Origin of the sequence: Solitalea canadensis DSM 3403 (assembly GCF_000242635.2) — a bacterium.
In the GTDB taxonomy this organism is placed as follows: domain Bacteria; phylum Bacteroidota; class Bacteroidia; order Sphingobacteriales; family Sphingobacteriaceae; genus Solitalea; species Solitalea canadensis.
Map to the genome: position 1 here is coordinate 2,277,278 of NC_017770.1, position 19,047 is coordinate 2,296,324.

Genomic DNA, 19,047 nt, shown 5'->3' on the forward strand with positions numbered 1-19,047 from the left:
TAATCATGGGTAGATTTACCGGTTTATTCGGCATTGCACTTATTTTGGGCATTGCTTTTTTAATGTCCAATAATAAAAGAAAAATTAATTATCGTGTAGTGCTGAGCGGTTTATTGCTCCAGGTAATCATTGCAGTATTGGTTTTTAAAGTTCCATTTGTACGTCATTTCTTTGAAATGCTGGGTCATGGAATGGAAAAAATTGAACATTTCGCATTTCAGGGTGCATCGTTTGTATATGGAGGTTTAGGTGTTGATAAAGGGAATGGTGTTATTGGTAACTATAACTCCGGTGGATTTGTATTTGCTTTTAATGTTACTGCTACCATTATATTAGTTTGCGCATTAGTGGCTGTATTTTATCATTTTGGTATAATGCAACGTATTGTATCTCTTATTGCTAGAGCAATGAACTTTATTATGCGTGTTAGTGGTGCCGAAGCATTAAGTAATGTTGCCAGTGCATTTGTTGGTCAGGTGGAAGCCCAAGTAATGATACGCCCCTATCTTAAGACAATGACCAAAAGTGAGCTTTTAGCAAGTATGAGCGGAAGCTTGGCCTGTATTGCTGGTGGTATTTTGGTTGTTTATGCTAAAATGGGTGCTCAAGCTGGAATGGACCTGGCTCCTAAATTAATTACAGCAAGTTTAATGGCTGCTCCCGGCGCTTTAGTTATTTCTAAAATTTTATATCCTGAAACTGAAGAAAGCCAAACATTAGGGCATGTTAAACTGGATGTAAAAAGTAATTATTCCAATGTAATCGATGCGATTTCTCACGGTGCGGCAGATGGTTTTAAAATTGCCATGAATGTAATCGCGATGCTGATTGGCTTCATTGCTATTATTGCTTTGCTAGATGCTTTATTGTTATGGACGGGACAACTTTTTAGTCCTGATTTAAACTTAAGCCTTAATTACATTTTCGGCAAAATCTTTTATCCTTTTGCATGGGCTATGGGTGTTCCAAGTGAAGATGTAAATAGTGTTGCTACTTTACTGGGTCAAAAAATAACAGTAAATGAATTTGTTGCCTTTTTGAATTTAACGAGCAAAACGGTGCCGGTTGTTACAGAAAAAGGATTAATGATTGTAAGTATTGCAATTTGCGGTTTTGCTAACTTCAGCAGTGTTGGGATGCAAATTGGCGGTATCGGAGCTCTTGTACCAGAACGTCGTGCGGACTTAGCCAAATTAGGCTTAAAAGCACTATTATGTGGTACATTAGCATCTTATCTTTCTGCTACAATTGCAGGTATCTTGATGTAAGCTATAAAAAAGATTTTAATAAAATTTAATTATTAGTTAAAGCTGTTCCGAAATACGGAACAGCTTTTTTATTTTAGTCCCGCAAACCATTCATCCTATCAATTATATGCACAAACATTACCGGAAAGAAAATAACTGTTTAAACTGCGGAACAACTGTAAATGGAAAATTCTGCTCTGAATGCGGACAGGAAAACATTGAAACAAAGGAAAATTTCTGGCATTTTCTTTCACACAACGTAGGCCATTATTTCCATTTCGATTCTAAATTCTTCAAAAGCATCATTCCACTGATCACAAAACCAGGTGTTTTAACAAAAGAATATATTGAAGGGAAAAGAGCCAGCCACTTCCCTCCTGCCAGCATGTACTTATTTATAAGTGTTATTTTCTTTCTGATTTTATTTGGACAGAAAAGTCTGGTTAAAGTAAATGATCACGGCAAACTTTTAAATGAACAGGAAAAAGAAGCTATTATCAAAAGTACTATTAAAGAAAGTTTAAGCAACTCAACTTTAAAAATTGACTCTGTTCTTTCAGACTCAACTAAAAATAAAGATAATGATCTTTATTGGAGAGGAAAAAAAGGATATACTGCCGAGCAGTATGAGAAAGATCAGCTTAAATTGAAAGAAGCTGACAGAGATGATAGTTTCACTCATTTTATAAATAAAAGAACAATAGAACTTGGGGAAAAAGAACGACAAGAGGCTTTTTGGGAATCATTTAAACATAATATACCAAAAACAATGTTCCTGCTGTTGCCTTTATTTGCAGTTTGTTTGCGTATCACTTTTTATAAGTCGAAACTTTATTATGTAGAGCATCTTGTTTATTCCTTACACCTGCACACGTTTATTTTCATATTACTCTCTGCATTCATCCTTATAGGAGCACTGCCTCTTCCGGCTAATGCTAAAGACTTCCTTACTTTTGCTTTTATTATGACTTTGATTTGGTATATATACCGGTCACTAAGGGTTGTTTACGGACAAGGAAGATGGAAAACTGCATTCAAAATAATGCTTCTCTATTTGCTCTATGCTATCTGTTTTGTTTTCAGCTTACTGCTTATTACGATGATCTTGTTTAGTACTTTTTAGAAAGTGTACAAAAAGATAAAACAAGAAAGCCTCCCGAAAATAATTTGGGAGGCTTTCTTTTATTTAGACTATCAATTTTTATCGTTTTTCAATGTTTACGTAATCGCGGTTAGTATGACCTACATACACCTGACGAGGACGGCCGATTGGCTCTTTATTTTCACGCATTTCTTTCCACTGAGCAATCCAACCAGGTAAACGACCTAATGCAAACAATACAGTAAACATATCGGTTGGGAAACCTAATGCACGGTAAATAATCCCAGAATAGAAATCTACGTTTGGATAAAGTTTGCGTTCAATGAAATACTCATCATGCAATGCAACTTCTTCCAATTTCTTAGCGATATCTAATACCGGATCCTGAATACCTAATTTATCTAAAACTTTATCACATGCTTCTTTGATAATTTTAGCGCGAGGATCAAAGTTTTTATATACACGGTGACCAAAGCCCATTAAACGGAATGGATCATTTTTATCTTTTGCTTTAGCAACCCATTTATCAACATCGCCACCATCTTTCTTGATCAATTCAAGCATTTCAATTACAGCCTGATTAGCGCCACCATGAAGAGGACCCCATAATGCCGCAACACCTGCAGAAATTGAAGCAAACAAATTACAATCTGATGAACCTACGATGCGTACTGTTGAAGTTGAACAGTTTTGCTCATGATCTGCATGTAGAATAAGCAATTTATTCATTGCATCTACAATAACCGGATCCAACTCATACTCTTCTGTACGGTGACCAAAAGTCATATACAAGTAGTTAGAAACATAATCCAGTTTATTTTTAGGATACATTACCGGATGACCGATTGCTTTTTTATAGATCCACGAAACGATAGTAGGCATCTTAGCAAACATACGAACAATGTTCAGGTCTACTTCTTCAGGAGTTTGATTTGGGTGTAATGATTCCGGATAGAATGCTGATAGACAACAAGCTAATGAAGCTAATTGTCCCATTGGGTGAGTTTTTGAAGGATAACCATCAAAAAACTTCAGCATATCTTCGTGAACTAATGTATGACGACTTACGCGAAATTGAAAATCAGTCAATTGCTCTTGTGTTGGCAACTCACCATAAATTAACAAGTAAGAAACCTCAAGGAAAGTCGATTTTTCTGCTAATTGCTCAATTGGATAACCACGATAACGTAAAATACCTTCTTCACCGTCTAAGAATGTAATAGCACTTTTAGTTGCTCCAGTATTTTTATAACCAGAATCTAATGTAATGTGCGTGCTAAGATCTCTTAGCTTACCGATATCAATGGCTTTTTCATTTTCCGTACCTGTAATTACCGGGAGTTCGTACGATTTGTCTCCTAACTTGAGTTGTGCTACTTCTGACATAACTTAATTAAAAATCTGAGTGATATATGGGGCCACAAAATACCCGCACATATTGATTTCCTGTTATGGATAAGAGTCTTACTTGATGCGGGTTTTTTATGGGAGTCCAAATTTAATTATTTAAGATAGATTTAAAAATAAATGTACTTTTCTTTGTCATTTTTTAAAAATCTCTAACGCTTTAGGCAATTTCTATGAAAAATTTCAAAAAGAACGTACTTTGTACCCACAAATAAATACTCCATTTGGAGGTAATGAAAGAATCCCTTCTTTTTCGGTCAGTTTTTGTGTACTGTACACAGAATCTGCGATGCCTTGCCAAGGTTCTAAACAAACAAAATCAGAATTTTGTTTTGCCCAAATCCCAAAAAACGGAAAGTTATTAAAGAAAAAATCTAAACCGCTGTTTTGTAACTGATTTCTGATACTGATTTTTTGGGAGTGTAATCCCTTTAAAACAATCGCATCGTCCTTAAATAATTCATAACTCAATGGAAGCACATTTTCGTTATTCAGAACAATCTTATAAGGCTTACCGATAAGACCATTTTCGACACTCCAACGTTTAATAGTTTCTGTTCTTTCAAATTCCAAAAAGTAATCCGAATATTTCTCGTTCACTGTTAACGGAATTTTGAAAGCCGGATGAAACCCAATTGAGAAATACATTTCTTTGTCATCAGCATTAATCACACGGGTTATTACTTCTAGCACTTCTGCCTCCATTCGATAAACAATTTCAAGACTGAAATTAAACGGATACTTTAACAAGGTTTCAGCATCACTCTCAAGCCTAAACACTAGCTCTTTATCATCATACGATGCGAGCTTAAAGTTCATATCGCGGGCAAAGCCATGTTGAGGCAGATTGTATGATTGCTCCTTATAGTAATAGGTATCGTTTTTGAGTTTACCAACAAAAGGAAACAGGATTGGAGCATGTTTCGGCCAAGTCTCCTCTGCCTGCCACATGTATTCCAACCCTGTTTTTTTATTAAATAAACTGCATAATTCAGCACCCTTGGTTTTTACCTTAATGGATAAAAATTCGTTTTCAAGAATATGCATGTATGTTATATGTTTTGGGTGAAAAGGTCAAAATACAAGAGAATTGATATCCTAATTTTGATTGAATAGTCATCCAAACTGACTCAAGACTATAGATTCAAGACTCCAGACTAAAAAACTAATCTCCGTCTATTAAATTGCCTAAGCCACCTAAAATACTACCTTCCTCTTTACGAGGTCCGGTTGCGAGCGATAAAATACGGCCAGCTAATCTGGATATTGGTAATGATTGAATCCAAACTTTTCCAGGGCCCCGTAATGTTGCAAAGAACAAACCTTCACCTCCAAACAATGAATTTTTTATTCCACCTACAAACTGAATATCATAATCAACGCCATGAGTAAAGGCAACGATACAGCCTGTATCAACTTTTAAAACTTCACCAGGTTGCAATTCGCGCTCAACAACCATTCCTCCTGCGTGTACGAAAGCCATTCCATCACCTTCTAATTTCTCCATAATAAACCCCTCTCCTCCAAACAAGCCTGTACCCAATTTTCGCTGAAATTCGATTCCGATAGAAACACCTTTGGCTGCACATAAAAATGCATCCTTCTGGCAGATTAACTTTCCATCTAAACGATGTAAATCCATAGGAATAATACGTCCAGGATAGGGAGCCGCAAAGGTTACATGCTTTTTACTTTGCCCTTGATTGGTAAAGGCTGTCATAAACAAACTTTCTCCAGTTAGTAAACGTTTTCCTGCTGAAAAAAGCTTACCCATAAAACCTGAGTTTTGCTGACTTCCGTCACCAAAAATTGTTTCCATTTGGATCTCCTGATCCATCATCATAAAACTACCCGATTCAGCGACAACAGTTTCCTGGGGATCCAATTCGATCTCTACGCATTGTAATTCTTCGCCAAAAATGCGAAAGTCGATTTCGTGATTGTTTTTCATTTTATTTTTAGAAATTATCCGATAAAAATACCATTACTTAGCATAAAGTATTACTATCAACAAAAAAATAAATGGCTGTAAAGTGGTACAAACTGGAAGGTATAAATTGGATTGAACAGGATAACAGAAATTATTCTTTAGCCTTTCAAAAAATAGGTTCTGCAAAGATTTGTCTGTTAAAACGAGGAGATGCTATTGACGCTTTTCAGAACAAATGCCCACATGCAGGAGGAAGCTTAAGTGAAGGATGGGTTGAAAATGACTCAATCGTTTGTCCCGTTCATAGGCATAAGTTCGATATCAAAAACGGCAGGGAGACAACAGAACAAGGAAACTGTATAAGAATATATCCTGTAAAAATAATTGATGCTGACCTCTTTATAGGCTTGCCGGTTTCTTACCTTAATCCTATTAACTGGTTTAAATAAACTCGATCAGTTAAAAAAGTAAAAAAACTTTATAGAACCGAATTGGCTTGCTTTAATAACATTTACCACTTCCTTGCTCCTATAGTTATAAGAAATATCCAGTCCAAATTTTCTTTCAGTAAACAAGAAGCCAATTTGCTGACTAAAAACAAGTCGTTGAGGCTCTTTAATTATTTCATTAGGCAAAGGCCCTGGTTCAAATATATTACCCTGTATTGTTGCATCGTATACTACCGAGCTGAGCATAGGAAGTGCATAAAATGACCATTCACTATTTCGTAGAGCACCCTCTCCACCAGAGGACGGTTTAGCATTAAACACCGCACTATTAAACATTTTTTCTAAACCACCGGCCCTGAGTAAAACTCCGGCAGAAGCTCCGATAAAAAATGTACCCAAACGGGCTTCTCCTATAAAAGAACAATCGAATCTTCGATTTTCCAATGAATTTTTAATAAACACTTTTTTATAGGTAGCAGTAAAATCTATACCATAAGAGTTCTTTATTTGATGCTCCCATCCCTGTGGTTCATAATAACCAAATGCATCATGCACCCAGCTTTGCAGCTTATCAACCCCGGTTGATGGACCAATAAGTCCCAGCGAAGCTGACAAATTCAATGCTGATTCTTTTTTATAAAAAAAATCATACATACCCTTCAGGTAAATATACCCGGCATAAGGTCTGTCAATAAGATCCTCGCTGTAATATCCTTTTTGGGCTGTAAAAGGCATAAATATCTCATGGCCTAACTCAAACCCATAAATCTTTTTAACTATATTATTTGAAGTAGCATAATTTTTACTGTCTATCGCTTTTCGGAATGAAAAAAACAATCCATTGGAATAGTACCTATCTCTTCCGGTAAAAGCATAAGAATCATTGTCTGTTTGTCCACCTACCTGATATGCATATTGCCTGTTGTCTTGCGCAAAAACGAACTGATTCATTAGAATGAAAACAGCGCAAAAAAAAGGAAAAAGCAGGCCTGTTCTTGATCTCCCCATTCGACAAATATGTGATTAAAAAACAGTAATGCAAAGAAAAAACAAGCGTTGAACCGGCCCTGGCCAACGCTTATTTCTTTAGATAAAACGGTTAGATCGAGGTATCCTCAACTAATCCAGGCAGAAGTGGGATAAAGAGATTCAACTCTTAAAGAGCAATAGATTTGTGTATTTTGATATGTAAAGATGAAAATGTATTAGTGAAAAACAAGCAGTATTACTACTCAACAAAATGCGTATAACTACGTAATTTTAATCAGTAGTTATACTTTTAATAGAAATTATATGTATAGATTAATCAGTGCTTCATACATTTGCCCATACAAAAACATCAAAATAAAAAACAAAAACAATGAAAAAGAAAATTTCGTTAGCTGAAGCAAAAGAACGAGTAAAAAAATACCGGGAAAACGCTCAAAAAAATACTACTAATATAAAGCTACCTAATTGTGTTGATTTTGATTTAGCTACAATTACCAACATCATCAATAGTCATCAGGTAAAAGGAGTTAGGGCATATTTTACTCAAATTGATGATAACCAGGTAAGTCTTTTTTTAGTTGGATATAATGAAGCAGGAGAAGATGTTTTATCTCATGTAGCAGAAAGTGGTTCAAAAACATTATTAAAAGCTGCTGCAATTGACGGTGAAGTTGATGATCCAATTAGAATGTGTCCACCAGATTGTACTAAAGGTTCTTATTAATCCAATTTTTATGTCATTAACACTAAATGATATAAACACAATCAGCCTTTGTATAGCCCTGCTAACTGGGCTATACAAAATAAATAGAATTGAGATAACTAATAGGGTAATTGTCTATTACATAGCATACACACTTGTTAATGACATTCTGGGTATTTTATTCCAATCACTCTTTAATAATAATCTAATTTTAATAAATTTTTATGTGATCATTAATTTTGTTCTCCTAACTACTCAGTTTAGGCTTTGGAAATTATTTGAAAATGCTAGAGTAACATTTTGGGGCCTTAATATTATTGTTATCTCAATATGGGTAATTGAAAGCTTATTAAACCGTAACTTATTTGTACTCAATAATTATAGTTGGGCTGTTTCGGCTTTTTTACTTGTTATATTAAGCATCCAGCAAATCAATAAAATACTTTTTAAAGAAAAGGGCATTATCCTTATTAACTACAAAATACTTGTGTCTTTAGGGGTAGTTCTTATCCATCTCCTTTATTGTTTAATTGCCTTATTTATTAATTTCAAATTTAATGCAAGCAATGCATTTTACATGAGTGTTTTGAAATTGCACACCCCAATAAGTATTGCTGTTAATATTTTATTTGCCTATGCTATTTTACAAATGCCTGAGCGTAAAAAGTTTCTTTCAATAGATTCCTAAAGATACCAGATCGGTAATTTATACCCAATACCTAATAAGAAAAGATTTTCTACTGCAATTGAGCAATTAAAAATTTCTTCAATATTTTTTTAGACCATAGTCCTTTTTTAACCTAGAATTAATATTTTCGCTTTAACTAACTGGAATTAACAATAATTGATGCAGGCTATTAAGCGTTTGTAATGGATCCAAAGGAAAAAGAACTATATCTTGCTATTATTGTCGCTATTGTGCTTTTCAGCATTATCATCATCTACTTCATCACCTCATTAATTCTTTACCAACGTAGGTTTATTACTTTGCAAAAGGAACGTATTAATGCTGAAATTAATACGCTTGAGAATGAGCGCCGAAGGGTGGCCTCTGAGCTGCATGATGGTATCGGGCCATTAGTTTCATCCGTGAAACTTTATATCAATAGTATTGATGTAGCAGCAGAAGATGAAGAAACCATTTATAAAGCGGGTGCCCATATTGACGATATTATGCAAAACATCAGGCAAATATCGAATAATCTTATGCCCAACACCTTGGTAAGAAAAGGACTTGATGCGGCTATTGCTGAATTTATTGCAAAGGTTGATAACCAGAATAATGTAAAAATTAGCTATTCATGTGAAGCGGCGTCTTTATCTCTTGATAAAGACATGGAAATCAACATTTTTCGAATTATCCAAGAAATTGTTAACAATACCATTAAACATTCGGGTGCGACACAGCTTATTGTCAAATTGAAAAAAGAAAGCAACCAACTGCTTATTCAAACCCGTGACAACGGAAAGGGCTTCGATTTTGACAGCATGAAAAATAAGGACGTAAGTAAGGATGGCGGACTTGGGTTAAAGAACCTTGAAAGCCGTGTGGAAGTCATGGGAGGACATCTTTTCAGAAAAGCTCACCTAATCAAGGTATCGCTTACCTTTTTGAAATACCATTGATTCAAACTCCAACTATTTAAGTACATTTACGTGCTTACAACATTAATGCTCTATGAATTCCCAAGAAATTAAAATTATTATTGCAGACGACCATGAAATTTTTCGTGATGGACTAAGCTTGGTCCTGAAAAAAGAAAAAGAATTTAATTTAGTAGACCAGGCTATTAACGGAGTTGATCTCATCAACAAAATCGGGATTCATGGGCCAGATGTAGTTATTACTGATATCAAAATGCCTATGATGGATGGCATTGAGGCTACAAAGGTTATTGTAGATAAATATCCTTCTGTTAAAATAATTGCGCTTTCAATGTTTGATGAGGATAACCTGATTGCCGAAATGTTTGATGCCGGCGCAAAAGGGTATTTATTAAAAAATGCTCATAAAAATGAGATCATTGAAGCTATTAAAACCGTTTTTGATGATGGCAACTATTTTTGTGAAGCAGCTTCTATGAAGCTGGTAAAAATGATTGCTAAAAGTAAACAGGCTCAAAAACAACATCAAATTGAATTTAACGACCGGGAGATTGATATTATTAAATTCATTTGCAAACAGTTAACTGCTCAAGAAATAGCAGATAAGGTGTTTTTAAGTAAACGTACGGTGGAAGGTTACCGCATGCGTATCCTTGAAAAAATGAATGTTAAAAACACTGCCGGTGTTGTGGTATACGCACTAAGAAATCAGCTTATTACAGAAGAAGAGATTTTGGATTAGATTTGTTAGATCTTTTAGATTATGGTTCATAGATCATGGTTCATAGCCCTATGAATCTATGAACTATTAACTATATGATCCATGAACTATTAACTATGAACTATTAACCTTTTTGCTTCCTCTAACTGCTCCTCTACCGATAACTCTCCGTTAATCCAATTAATAACAGCTCCGTCCTTTTCCATTTTTCGGAAGTAGGTCATTTGTCTTTTGGCGAATTGATGTATGGCTGCTTCTAAACGATCTACCATATCGTCATAAGAAAGCTCTCCAATCAAGTATTGAGTTATGAATTTATATTCCAGACCATAATAGATTATTTTTTCAGGAGGAATATTCCTGTTAAGTAACGCCTTTACCTCTTCCACCATTCCATTTTGTAATCGTGAGTGCAAACGATCCGAGATGCGTTGCCTTCGGGATTCCCTGGAAATATCTATACCAATGGTTTTGGTTTTCAGTGGAGTTTTTTCGTCAGCATTTAGTTGATTCTTTTGTAAATAGGTTCCAATTTCAATAGCCCTGATCAAACGTTTGTTTGTTGAAATATCAGCCAATTCAGTAAAGGATGATGGCAATCGCTGAAATAACTTTAACAACTCTTCTTTTGATAGATCATGAAGTTGACTCCTTAATTCCGGATCAATCGGGATGGCGGTGTACTTATAATTTTTTAAGATAGCATCAATATAAAGTCCAGTTCCTCCACACAGAATAGCCATTTTGTCTTTGGCCATAATCGAATCATAAGCAAGTGCAAAATCCTTCTGAAACTCAAAAATGTTATACTCCTCACCTGCTTCCCTAATATTAATTAGGTGATAAGGAATAGCCTCACCCTGCACAATATATTCTTCTAAATCCTTACCTGTACCGATATTCATATCTTTGTACACCTGACGAGAATCCGCACTGATTATTTCACCATTAATTTCCTTTGCCAACTGAACTGCCAAACGTGTTTTACCTGAAGCTGTCGGTCCAAGAACAATAATCAAATCCTTACTTTCCATCATCCACCAATAAACGATACTTTATATTTCCTGTATTGTAAACTTTAACAAAACCATTGCTTAGTAAATAAGCCTCCTCCGTTACATCTGCTTCCTTTTCGGCCATAATTTCTTCTGGTATCCTGTTAGGATAATACCTCACCCAGCTTCCTTTACTTAACCAAAAAAATTGCGGCTCAGTAATCGTTTCAAATTTAAATCCGAGTTTTTCATAACTTTTCCCAATAGACCAATCTCTATCAGCGTACGTCATGATATCACTTGGCTTCACTTCATTAATAAAATGTTTCAACAATTTGCTTAAGCCACCAACAACGGTATAACCGCTTAAACTCGCAAAACGAATTAATTCATACGATTTGTAATTAACTCCTCTTTTGGGCATAGGCGTACCTGCACTGAAAGAGCAAACAGCCACTAATTTCTCCTGATGAAAAAGTCCGTATTTAAATTTTGCCTGAGTTGGATTTTGCAAATGATTTTCCAGCAGAAATGATTCAAGTTCAGGTTTAGTGATCTTTCTTACTTTTGTAGCTCTGCCATGAATACGTTTTGAAACGCCAATTAACGTGTTTATTCTTCCTTTAACGAGTTCTTGTTTTAGCTGCCAAACATCTTCCCAAATACAAACTGTTTGAATACCATTTAGCCGGTAATTATCAACTAACGTTATCAGATCATTTAAATTATTCGTACTCGTACTAAAAGAATCAATCTCAACAAACAAAAAGCCTAACTTCTTTTCATCAAAAAGTATTAATTTTCCAAAAGCATATTCCGTAAATACACTTTTGAAAGATGAAAAACTAGTTTGAAACCATTGAAAAAAAGAATCGATTGCCGGCATTCACAAGTACTAATTATTGCAAAGGTGCATAAATAAACGAAAAAATGAGGGACATTCATCTTCTATTTTCCTTTTCTATAACTCAGCAAAGCCAGCCAAATTTATAAAGCCCATTTCATAACGTTTGGATTTCAATTAATAAACCTGAATACTATAACATAATTCAGATTAACCAATTAATCTTTAGCCTTATGAAATGATTTGATATTGTAAATGAAATTAAGGAAGAACATGTTTCCTTGAAATCTATTTTTAGCACCAAATTCAGTTATCCAACGAGCAGCAATCATCAATCTACTTTTAGGCAGAAAAACCCTCCCCTCTAAACCCGCTCCAAAAATATGATCCTTATCGCCTCCAAAATCAAGATTACCAATAGGAATTTCGTCTTCACTTACTTTAAATTGCATGTAATAAATAATGTCCGCATTAAAAATCTTTGGTATTGGACTTCCCTCAACCGGCTTGTAGATAGTTTTTGCCAAACCTCCTTGCAGAAAACTCGTTTATAAACATTCCTAAACCCGAGTTTTCTCCACCTAATGTGTATTTACCTGTAGGGATAAACATGCCATAGTCGACTGTGAAGTCAGCACTTTTTGTATGCCAACCCAATTGTATTGGCTGCAGGTAAATATCTGTAAAAGCAAAAACTCGAATTTGCATTTACTAAGTTACCTTCCACTTTATTTGATGCAAAAGGAATTAAGATGGTGTTAAATCCCCAGTTACCCCCAAGCACTTTAACATTCGTTATCCCTGTTACTCCTAATCCGGTAAGAAAAGTATTAAGGTCTGTATTTATGGAAGCATCGTTATCAATGGCATATTTTCCGGTAGTGTAATAATAAACCGGAAGAAAAACATTGATAGAAGGCGGGCCTTGCGTTCCTGCATTCAGGCCGAGATCACCCAAAATATTTCCACCTTTTAGCTGTGCAAAGCTGAAACAGAAAAAAAGAAATTAATGAATAGGATGCAGTACGTTAAAAGGTTAACTATCTTTTTCATAAGAGAGCATACATGAAATTAGTTTAGTACAGGTTAAAATGATTCTCCTGCATTTAAGTAAAAAGCTTTTGATTTGTGGCCCCAGGCATAGTTTAGGATCAGGTTTGTACGGGTTGCTTTATCAAGCAATATCCTGAATCCAACACCAAATGCCGGTTGGATAGATTTAAACAATTTTAAGTCACGATCTTTATCACTGGTAGTCGTAAAATCGGCGAATACGGTACCACTAAACAATTGGTTTTTACTAATTGGAAAACGATACTCAGTTTCGAGATAAACAAGATTGTTTCCCCTAAATAAACCTTGGGTATATCCTTTTCCACTTCTACTACGCTGATCCCAGCCGATAGATGGTAAATTAAGGTAAGGTATTTTACCTCCTGTTACAAAATTGCCATAGGCCCATACTCCAAACACGTGCTGGAGATTAGTTTTACTTAATGGCACAAAGTATCGAACTTCTGCAAATAGCACTGTGCTATTGTATTGGTTTTTACCTATTTTAGGATTTATACGAAAATTGATATTCCCATACCAGCCATGATTGGCATTGATCTGATTATCTCTTGAATCATATAGCAAATTTAAACTAACCCCATTTACGTAATAATTCGTTGGAGCAAAACCATATTTATGGTTGTATTCATAATGCGCTGTATAACGCTGATTGGCGGTATCAAGATCAATATCCTTAATTGACGTATACCCATCCAAGTGGATTCCTGCCCCTACATAAAAGTTTTCGGCCACAGACCATGACGCTGTTTGATGGAATTTTAAATAATTATAATCCATCGGTTGCGCTATAGAATCGATCTCAAAACCCTCATCTTCTCCACGTTTGGGAATAATATCCGTTCCTAACCCATAATTGGGCTGTGAGAAAATATAAAAACGCCAGTCGCCACTCAGAAAAATCTTGTTATTAGATAGCAAAACATTATTCTTAACATTGATCAACCATTGATTTTTAGTTGTATAAGTGATACTTGCATTAATGGTTGAATACTTATCTTCCGGTTTTTTCCCTTTAAAAGTATATTGCCCCGTTAACCCAAACATAAAACCGGTAGCAGGCTGAGATGCTATTACAGGTATGGCCAAAAAGAAACTGTTCTTTGATCTGGCAGTTCTTGAAGTATCCTGTTTCTTCTTTTTGAACAGCACATCACCAATATCTTTTATTGGGTATACCTTTGATGAATCGGTTATCGATTGAGCATTAGTAAAGCCATAACTAATGAACAGGATCAGTACGATAAGCAGATATTTTGAGTAGTCAGGCTTTACAAGTTTGACCATAAAAAACTAATTAGATGTATTTTTCATTAAGCATTGTTAATCAATGTCTTCTGAAACCACCAGCTCTACCCTGTCTTTGAAAGCGTTCCGTTTGCGTTTGGCCGCGTTCGCGGGCAGAGACAGAATGATCCAGATTCTGAAATGTATGCTCATTTGTAGGATTTTGAAACCCTCTGTTTTCAGGCTCTCGTTGCACTCCACCTGTACCTCCGATTGGATTGCTACCAGTTCTTTCAGGAATCGATGGGTGTTGTTCTGTTTTGCCTGCTAAATTACGTTGCCTATCAGCATCGGCTGTTTGTGCAGGTCTTTGTTGGTTAGTTCCCGCTGTTGCAGGCTTATGCTGAGTACTACCTAATGTACCTGCTTGTGTCCAGCCGCCATCTTTATTATTATAATGTTGCCAGTTGCCATTATTATCTTTCCGGTAAACATTACCGTCTTTGCCTGCATAAATACCGTTATTAGTACGAACCGAGGTACCTCCATTAATACCATGAGTAACTACTCCCGATTGTCCGCTTGAAGTACGGTAACCTGTGGTGGTACCATATCGTGTAGTCACATGCCCTGTTTGTACCCATTGTCCTCCACGGGTTGCAACTGAACTTCCCCATTGGGCATAAGCATTGTGCCCTTGTGAAGTAGCAGCATATCCACCCGTCCAGGGATTGTATGCCTGAGCCACCGTTCTTCCTCCATACCACCCCTGAACACTTGCAGAGCGACCGTAACGACCTGTTACCGGATTATACCAGGCAGAAGTTCCGGCTGCACCATAAGGACCATAGACACGTCGGCCGGCAACATATCCACCTGTCCATGGATTGTAAACTACTCCTGCACCATAAGTACAAGGCCATGGACGATAAACCGGATAAGGATACGGGCCCCAGTAAACATAAGGAGGATAGTAATAACCTGTTCCGTAGGTAAGGCACGCACCTAAAGCCATTCCAATAACAAACACACCGAGGTACCCCCCAGTCGTGCTGCTTTCAACAGTGGTTGGAGTAGCATTTGTTTGTGTTACGTAGGTAACATTATAGACCGGAGAACTTGGAGGAATAGTATAAATTTCTTTAGGTACAGAATCGGCAGTTTTCCAGGGTCCGGTTGCGGTGGTCGACATAAACCAAACTCCTTGAAAGCACAAATAATATAAGTCACCAACCTTAATTACTTTTTCTTGTGTATTGGTTGCATACTGCAGTGACGTTCCGGAAATTGGCTTAAACACCGGGGTTCCGTCGTAATTAACCTTTACTTTTTTCTCCACTTCAGCTTTGTTTACCACCGCCGTTGTTGGAATCTGCGCCAACATTACAGCATCAGAAGCCTGTTGCGTACCCGGAACTGAGGCCAATACATTACCTCTTGGAGAATCTTCAGGAATTTTAGTAAAATCGGCCGGCAAGGAGTTTCCTGCGTAAACCCAGGGTCCTGTTAATGATTTTGATGAAAACCATCTACCAGAAAGCAATACGTAGTATAACCCATTTTGCTCAGAAGCAAACACATCATTATCTGTATTATCAATATACATTAACTGCGTATTGGGGATCTTAACAAACTTGGGATCTCCTTCTACCAAAATCAATTCGGCAGGTGAGCTGCTAAAAAATATATTGGGAGCTACACCACCAACTTTAGGCGGAATCATTTTTTTAACCTCATCAAAGTTTTCGCCCGATGGCAGTTTGTCCATGTCGGCAGGAAGTTTGGTTGTAAGAGTCCAATTCCCTTTTAAATCTTTGGACGTTAACCACATATGGTCGACCAAGAGGTAATAACTCTTACTTGTTTTTTCGAAAAAGAGATCCCAATTGGTGTTAACCACATATTGCATGCTATTTTTTTCAATAGGTGCCAATACAGGATTACCTTCTACGATCAATAGAATTGCCGGTTTTTGGCTGTAGAATATTGGAGGAGGATCATTTTTTACGGCAACCGCCTTTGTTTGTATTTTACCTTTCTCCAAATCAGCCATTACCCGATCGACTGAAATAGGGTCGCCTGATTTAGGGACCAATTCTTTAAACAGGCCAGTCATTTTAGCTGATCGAGTATCATCAAGTGCCGGAAAACGAACATCATCCGCACCAATCTTTTTTAAATAGACGGTGTGATTCTCTTTATCCACCATTGTTTCAGCACTAATGGATGCAACTCCTAAAGCTTCTTTTTCTCCCTTCGGTTTTAAGGAAAAAGCTACTCTCGCAGATAATATCTTAAAATCTTTCCAATCATCAACCTGAGGCTGGTAGTAGGTTAAAGTATCTCCATCTTTGATTATTTCCCTCGGCCATCCCAAGTCTTTCGTTTGATCTGTAGTATCTGCAGCTTTACCACTTACCACTCCATCTTTCTTCTCATGCTTGCAGGCCTCAGCGACTAAAACAATGCTTAATAATCCAATAATTATAGTTGTATTGAAAAATGTTCTTCGAATGAGGATTCTCATAAATTGTATAATTAAAATTAAAGCATTTTAACTTCTATTAATTTACCATTTCAAACATTGAAAATCAATAAACTAGCTTATCAATTAATCTTGTTTACCGAAGGAATTTTATAGGTACCGTCGATCATTTCTTTCTTAGGCCAATAGACACGCAACAGTAGGTTAAAATCCCCTGCCGGAGCTGGCAACCAGTTACTTTCTTTATCTTTTCCGGGAGAATTATGTTGTATATAGATATCTGTAGAGCCATCAGTGTTAGTCTTAAGATTACTTCTATCGCCAATAGCATTACGATTGATCGGATTTTCAACCATGTACCCCTGTGGATCGTACATGGTTACTGACCAAAATGCATTAGCAGGTGGTGTTTGGCCTTTTTCAAACCGAATAACATAGTTATTGGCACCATTAAGGGAATTACCTTGACCATCAGAAAATGTAGAAGGGTATATCGCATCTTCAGGTAAATTAGCTCCTAACCCTCCAATAGCTATAAAAGCTCTTGAACTATAATCGGTACCATAACTACCGATTGTGCCTTTCATAGGATTCCACCCATTTACTAAACCTTTTGGCTTAGTGAAAAAATCATTGGCAATAGCAAAGAAATCAGCAGGTATTTTTTTCAAGGCTTCACGAGTAGCCTCATTAAATTTGCCGAGGTCAAATTTTCCTCCAGGAGTAATCCCTAGCGTAGCGAATTTATCAAGCATGGGTTTATCTGCTGCCGATGGTGGATTTTTTACCATTAGTTGATTGCTATAATTAAAAAACTCATCAATTGGCATGGCTTGCACAATTTCATTTGGGCCTACTTTACTGAGAGTTGAATCAGGTGTGGCCTTAGGCGGAGTATAACTTTTACCCCAGTAACTTAACGGTACCAACTTGTACTGACGTTGAAGAGGTACCACCACCTTGTCACCATCCTCTTTACTGTTTACCTGCGTACGGCCAATGATCCAAACCATATTGGTGGGAGCTTTTATTTGCTTCATTTGCGAAGGGACGGTGCCATTCCAACCAGGACCGGTTATCAAGAATGTATTAGCTTTAGTACCTGTGGTTCTACTGCCCGGAGACGTAAAAACATTCGTATATGCATCTAACATTGGCATCATGTAGTATCGGCCATGCGTATCCGGAAGTGATAACACCAAAGGTTCAACAGACAGATCTAATGAAGCGGTAGAATAATAAGTATCAGCATTGGGTCTTACTACATCACGAAAATGCGCATCGGGAAAGGAAGATTTATGGAAAAATGAATTAATCGCAGCTGCATCTTTATTATTTCCATCGTTCATCTTTCTACGTGTAATGTCCATCAATACAAGAGGAACACTAAATACGAATGCATCCTTTGCTGTTTGAACAACAGCGGTATCAACTTTATCTGTCGAAGAACTTTCCTTGTTTTCCTTTTTATTTTGCTTACAAGAATAAAGCACAAGAATAAGTAACAAAATAGAGAGCGTTTTTTTCATAGTTGTTTTTATTTCAGTTTCATGTAATACTCTTTTTCTTTTTTATCAAACTGTTCAATCGCACTACGTAATAATATTCGGGGCATGGTTGTCGCATGTTTATCTAAAAAATGCAAAAGTCTTTTTTTATCCTTTGCACCCGCAAAACGTAACATCCAGCCTGCAGCTTTTTGAACAATATCTTCTGAATCATTTACTAATAATTCACCAATCTTAAAAGTGTCATTAACATCACCCTTTCTTATAAAATAGCAGGTACTTAATATGGCCGTTCGCCTTTTCCATAAATTTGCCGAAACCGCTAACTGATACAAAATATCCCGTGGTTTATCGAAAAGATAACTTCCTGTCATATACAAACAGCCTAAATCAACCAAATCCCAATTGTTTATCCGATCATGCCTGCGCATGTACAATTCATAAAAATCTTTTAACCTTTCCGGTGCAATCTTTTTACTGCGCGAGGCTTTATCCATGATACTAATAGCCCCCGCCCTGACTTCATGAATCTCACTGTCCAACAATTTTTCAATCTCTTCTATTGGCATTTCCCCAAACCCTTTGGCCAATTCAAAGAGTTGTCCCATTTTCACTCCCATAAACACATCCTGTTCACTGTATTGTCCTTCCCCTGTTTTAAAGTAGCGTTGTATTTTTTCTTTTTCTTTATCCGATTGAAGTAATTGAAGTCTTTGGATAAAGTTTTCAGCTGTTAGGTTCATTCATTATATCATATAGATTT

At 36.4% G+C, this 19,047-nt stretch carries 20 protein-coding genes; 7 read left to right on the forward strand and 13 right to left on the reverse strand.

Features of this window, described 5'->3' with window-relative positions:
- Positions 1-5: 5 nt before the first annotated feature.
- Positions 6-1,268: a NupC/NupG family nucleoside CNT transporter gene (locus SOLCA_RS09365; protein WP_014680206.1), complete on the forward strand. Its 1,263-nt coding sequence runs from the start codon at positions 6-8 to the stop codon at positions 1,266-1,268.
- 106 nt (positions 1,269-1,374) lie between these two features.
- The gene (locus SOLCA_RS09370) at positions 1,375-2,370 is read left to right on the forward strand and encodes a DUF3667 domain-containing protein (RefSeq protein ID WP_014680207.1); all 996 of its coding nucleotides are present in this window, start codon (positions 1,375-1,377) and stop codon (positions 2,368-2,370) included.
- A 78-nt stretch (positions 2,371-2,448) separates the two neighbouring features.
- On the opposite strand, the gene SOLCA_RS09375 is transcribed toward SOLCA_RS09370, so the two are convergent.
- From SOLCA_RS09375 to SOLCA_RS09385, 3 genes are all read right to left on the reverse strand, one after another.
- Positions 2,449-3,735 carry a citrate synthase gene (locus SOLCA_RS09375; RefSeq protein ID WP_014680208.1) on the reverse strand — a complete coding sequence of 429 codons (1,287 nt, stop codon included), beginning with the start codon at positions 3,733-3,735 and terminating at the stop codon, positions 2,449-2,451.
- 204 nt (positions 3,736-3,939) lie between these two features.
- The gene (locus tag SOLCA_RS09380) at positions 3,940-4,803 is read right to left on the reverse strand and encodes an aldose 1-epimerase family protein (RefSeq protein WP_014680209.1); all 864 of its coding nucleotides are present in this window, start codon (positions 4,801-4,803) and stop codon (positions 3,940-3,942) included.
- 118 nt (positions 4,804-4,921) lie between these two features.
- Positions 4,922-5,707: a TIGR00266 family protein gene (locus tag SOLCA_RS09385; RefSeq protein WP_014680210.1), complete on the reverse strand. Its 786-nt coding sequence runs from the start codon at positions 5,705-5,707 to the stop codon at positions 4,922-4,924.
- Between the two features lie 71 nt (positions 5,708-5,778).
- Here SOLCA_RS09385 and SOLCA_RS09390 point away from each other — a divergent pair, with 71 nt between their 5' ends.
- Entirely contained in the window at positions 5,779-6,135 is a 357-nt protein-coding gene (locus tag SOLCA_RS09390) for a Rieske (2Fe-2S) protein (RefSeq protein ID WP_014680211.1), read from the forward strand.
- A 6-nt stretch (positions 6,136-6,141) separates the two neighbouring features.
- Here SOLCA_RS09390 and SOLCA_RS09395 read toward each other — a convergent pair whose 3' ends face one another.
- The gene (locus tag SOLCA_RS09395; RefSeq protein ID WP_014680212.1) at positions 6,142-7,143 is read right to left on the reverse strand and encodes a lipid A deacylase LpxR family protein; all 1,002 of its coding nucleotides are present in this window, start codon (positions 7,141-7,143) and stop codon (positions 6,142-6,144) included.
- A 352-nt stretch (positions 7,144-7,495) separates the two neighbouring features.
- Here SOLCA_RS09395 and SOLCA_RS09400 point away from each other — a divergent pair, with 352 nt between their 5' ends.
- The 4 genes from SOLCA_RS09400 to SOLCA_RS09415 all read left to right on the forward strand — a co-directional run bounded on the left by SOLCA_RS09400 (position 7,496) and on the right by SOLCA_RS09415 (position 10,175).
- Positions 7,496-7,849 (forward strand): hypothetical protein, encoded by a 354-nt coding sequence (locus SOLCA_RS09400; protein WP_014680213.1) that lies wholly within the window; start codon positions 7,496-7,498, stop codon positions 7,847-7,849.
- Between the two features lie 10 nt (positions 7,850-7,859).
- Entirely contained in the window at positions 7,860-8,516 is a 657-nt protein-coding gene (locus SOLCA_RS09405; RefSeq protein ID WP_014680214.1) for a hypothetical protein, read from the forward strand.
- 182 nt (positions 8,517-8,698) lie between these two features.
- The gene (locus tag SOLCA_RS09410) at positions 8,699-9,454 is read left to right on the forward strand and encodes a sensor histidine kinase (protein ID WP_014680215.1); all 756 of its coding nucleotides are present in this window, start codon (positions 8,699-8,701) and stop codon (positions 9,452-9,454) included.
- 52 nt (positions 9,455-9,506) lie between these two features.
- Positions 9,507-10,175, forward strand: a complete 669-nt coding sequence (locus SOLCA_RS09415) for a response regulator transcription factor (RefSeq protein WP_014680216.1) — start codon at positions 9,507-9,509, stop codon at positions 10,173-10,175.
- An 89-nt stretch (positions 10,176-10,264) separates the two neighbouring features.
- Here SOLCA_RS09415 and miaA read toward each other — a convergent pair whose 3' ends face one another.
- The 9 genes from miaA to SOLCA_RS09455 form a co-directional block, all read right to left on the reverse strand.
- Positions 10,265-11,191 carry a tRNA (adenosine(37)-N6)-dimethylallyltransferase MiaA gene (gene miaA / locus SOLCA_RS09420; protein WP_014680217.1) on the reverse strand — a complete coding sequence of 309 codons (927 nt, stop codon included), beginning with the start codon at positions 11,189-11,191 and terminating at the stop codon, positions 10,265-10,267.
- Complete coding sequence (locus tag SOLCA_RS22300) at positions 11,178-12,035, reverse strand: hypothetical protein (RefSeq protein WP_014680218.1); 858 nt, start codon at positions 12,033-12,035, stop codon at positions 11,178-11,180. Before SOLCA_RS22300 ends, miaA begins: the two co-directional genes overlap by 14 nt.
- Before the next feature lie 176 nt (positions 12,036-12,211).
- Complete coding sequence (locus SOLCA_RS09430) at positions 12,212-12,520, reverse strand: transporter (RefSeq protein WP_014680219.1); 309 nt, start codon at positions 12,518-12,520, stop codon at positions 12,212-12,214.
- Positions 12,492-12,701 (reverse strand): transporter, encoded by a 210-nt coding sequence (locus SOLCA_RS23940; RefSeq protein ID WP_157604546.1) that lies wholly within the window; start codon positions 12,699-12,701, stop codon positions 12,492-12,494. Before SOLCA_RS23940 ends, SOLCA_RS09430 begins: the two co-directional genes overlap by 29 nt.
- A complete protein-coding gene (locus tag SOLCA_RS09435; protein WP_042479592.1) occupies positions 12,625-12,951 on the reverse strand; it encodes a transporter family protein in 327 nt (108 codons plus the stop codon). The genes SOLCA_RS23940 and SOLCA_RS09435 overlap by 77 nt, the downstream gene beginning before the upstream one ends.
- Before the next feature lie 128 nt (positions 12,952-13,079).
- A complete protein-coding gene (locus tag SOLCA_RS09440) occupies positions 13,080-14,351 on the reverse strand; it encodes a BamA/TamA family outer membrane protein (protein ID WP_014680220.1) in 1,272 nt (423 codons plus the stop codon).
- Between the two features lie 40 nt (positions 14,352-14,391).
- Complete coding sequence (locus SOLCA_RS09445; RefSeq protein ID WP_014680221.1) at positions 14,392-16,818, reverse strand: hypothetical protein; 2,427 nt, start codon at positions 16,816-16,818, stop codon at positions 14,392-14,394.
- An 80-nt stretch (positions 16,819-16,898) separates the two neighbouring features.
- Positions 16,899-18,305, reverse strand: a complete 1,407-nt coding sequence (locus tag SOLCA_RS09450; protein WP_014680222.1) for a DUF1254 domain-containing protein — start codon at positions 18,303-18,305, stop codon at positions 16,899-16,901.
- Positions 18,306-18,313: 8 nt separating this feature from the next.
- Positions 18,314-19,027 carry a DNA alkylation repair protein gene (locus SOLCA_RS09455; RefSeq protein ID WP_014680223.1) on the reverse strand — a complete coding sequence of 238 codons (714 nt, stop codon included), beginning with the start codon at positions 19,025-19,027 and terminating at the stop codon, positions 18,314-18,316.
- Between the last annotated feature and the right edge of the window lie 20 nt (positions 19,028-19,047).

Coding starts and splice junctions, on each gene's coding strand:
- SOLCA_RS09365 (WP_014680206.1), top strand. CDS start 6: ATGGGTAGATTTACCGGTTTATTCGGCATTGCACTTATTTTGGGCATT.
- SOLCA_RS09370 (WP_014680207.1), top strand. CDS start 1,375: ATGCACAAACATTACCGGAAAGAAAATAACTGTTTAAACTGCGGAACA.
- SOLCA_RS09375 (WP_014680208.1), bottom strand. CDS start 3,735: ATGTCAGAAGTAGCACAACTCAAGTTAGGAGACAAATCGTACGAACTC.
- SOLCA_RS09380 (WP_014680209.1), bottom strand. CDS start 4,803: ATGCATATTCTTGAAAACGAATTTTTATCCATTAAGGTAAAAACCAAG.
- SOLCA_RS09385 (WP_014680210.1), bottom strand. CDS start 5,707: ATGAAAAACAATCACGAAATCGACTTTCGCATTTTTGGCGAAGAATTA.
- SOLCA_RS09390 (WP_014680211.1), top strand. CDS start 5,779: ATGGCTGTAAAGTGGTACAAACTGGAAGGTATAAATTGGATTGAACAG.
- SOLCA_RS09395 (WP_014680212.1), bottom strand. CDS start 7,143: ATGGGGAGATCAAGAACAGGCCTGCTTTTTCCTTTTTTTTGCGCTGTT.
- SOLCA_RS09400 (WP_014680213.1), top strand. CDS start 7,496: ATGAAAAAGAAAATTTCGTTAGCTGAAGCAAAAGAACGAGTAAAAAAA.
- SOLCA_RS09405 (WP_014680214.1), top strand. CDS start 7,860: ATGTCATTAACACTAAATGATATAAACACAATCAGCCTTTGTATAGCC.
- SOLCA_RS09410 (WP_014680215.1), top strand. CDS start 8,699: ATGGATCCAAAGGAAAAAGAACTATATCTTGCTATTATTGTCGCTATT.
- SOLCA_RS09415 (WP_014680216.1), top strand. CDS start 9,507: ATGAATTCCCAAGAAATTAAAATTATTATTGCAGACGACCATGAAATT.
- miaA (WP_014680217.1), bottom strand. CDS start 11,191: ATGATGGAAAGTAAGGATTTGATTATTGTTCTTGGACCGACAGCTTCA.
- SOLCA_RS22300 (WP_014680218.1), bottom strand. CDS start 12,035: ATGCCGGCAATCGATTCTTTTTTTCAATGGTTTCAAACTAGTTTTTCA.
- SOLCA_RS23940 (WP_157604546.1), bottom strand. CDS start 12,701: ATGCAAATTCGAGTTTTTGCTTTTACAGATATTTACCTGCAGCCAATA.
- SOLCA_RS09440 (WP_014680220.1), bottom strand. CDS start 14,351: ATGGTCAAACTTGTAAAGCCTGACTACTCAAAATATCTGCTTATCGTA.
- SOLCA_RS09445 (WP_014680221.1), bottom strand. CDS start 16,818: ATGAGAATCCTCATTCGAAGAACATTTTTCAATACAACTATAATTATT.
- SOLCA_RS09450 (WP_014680222.1), bottom strand. CDS start 18,305: ATGAAAAAAACGCTCTCTATTTTGTTACTTATTCTTGTGCTTTATTCT.
- SOLCA_RS09455 (WP_014680223.1), bottom strand. CDS start 19,027: ATGAACCTAACAGCTGAAAACTTTATCCAAAGACTTCAATTACTTCAA.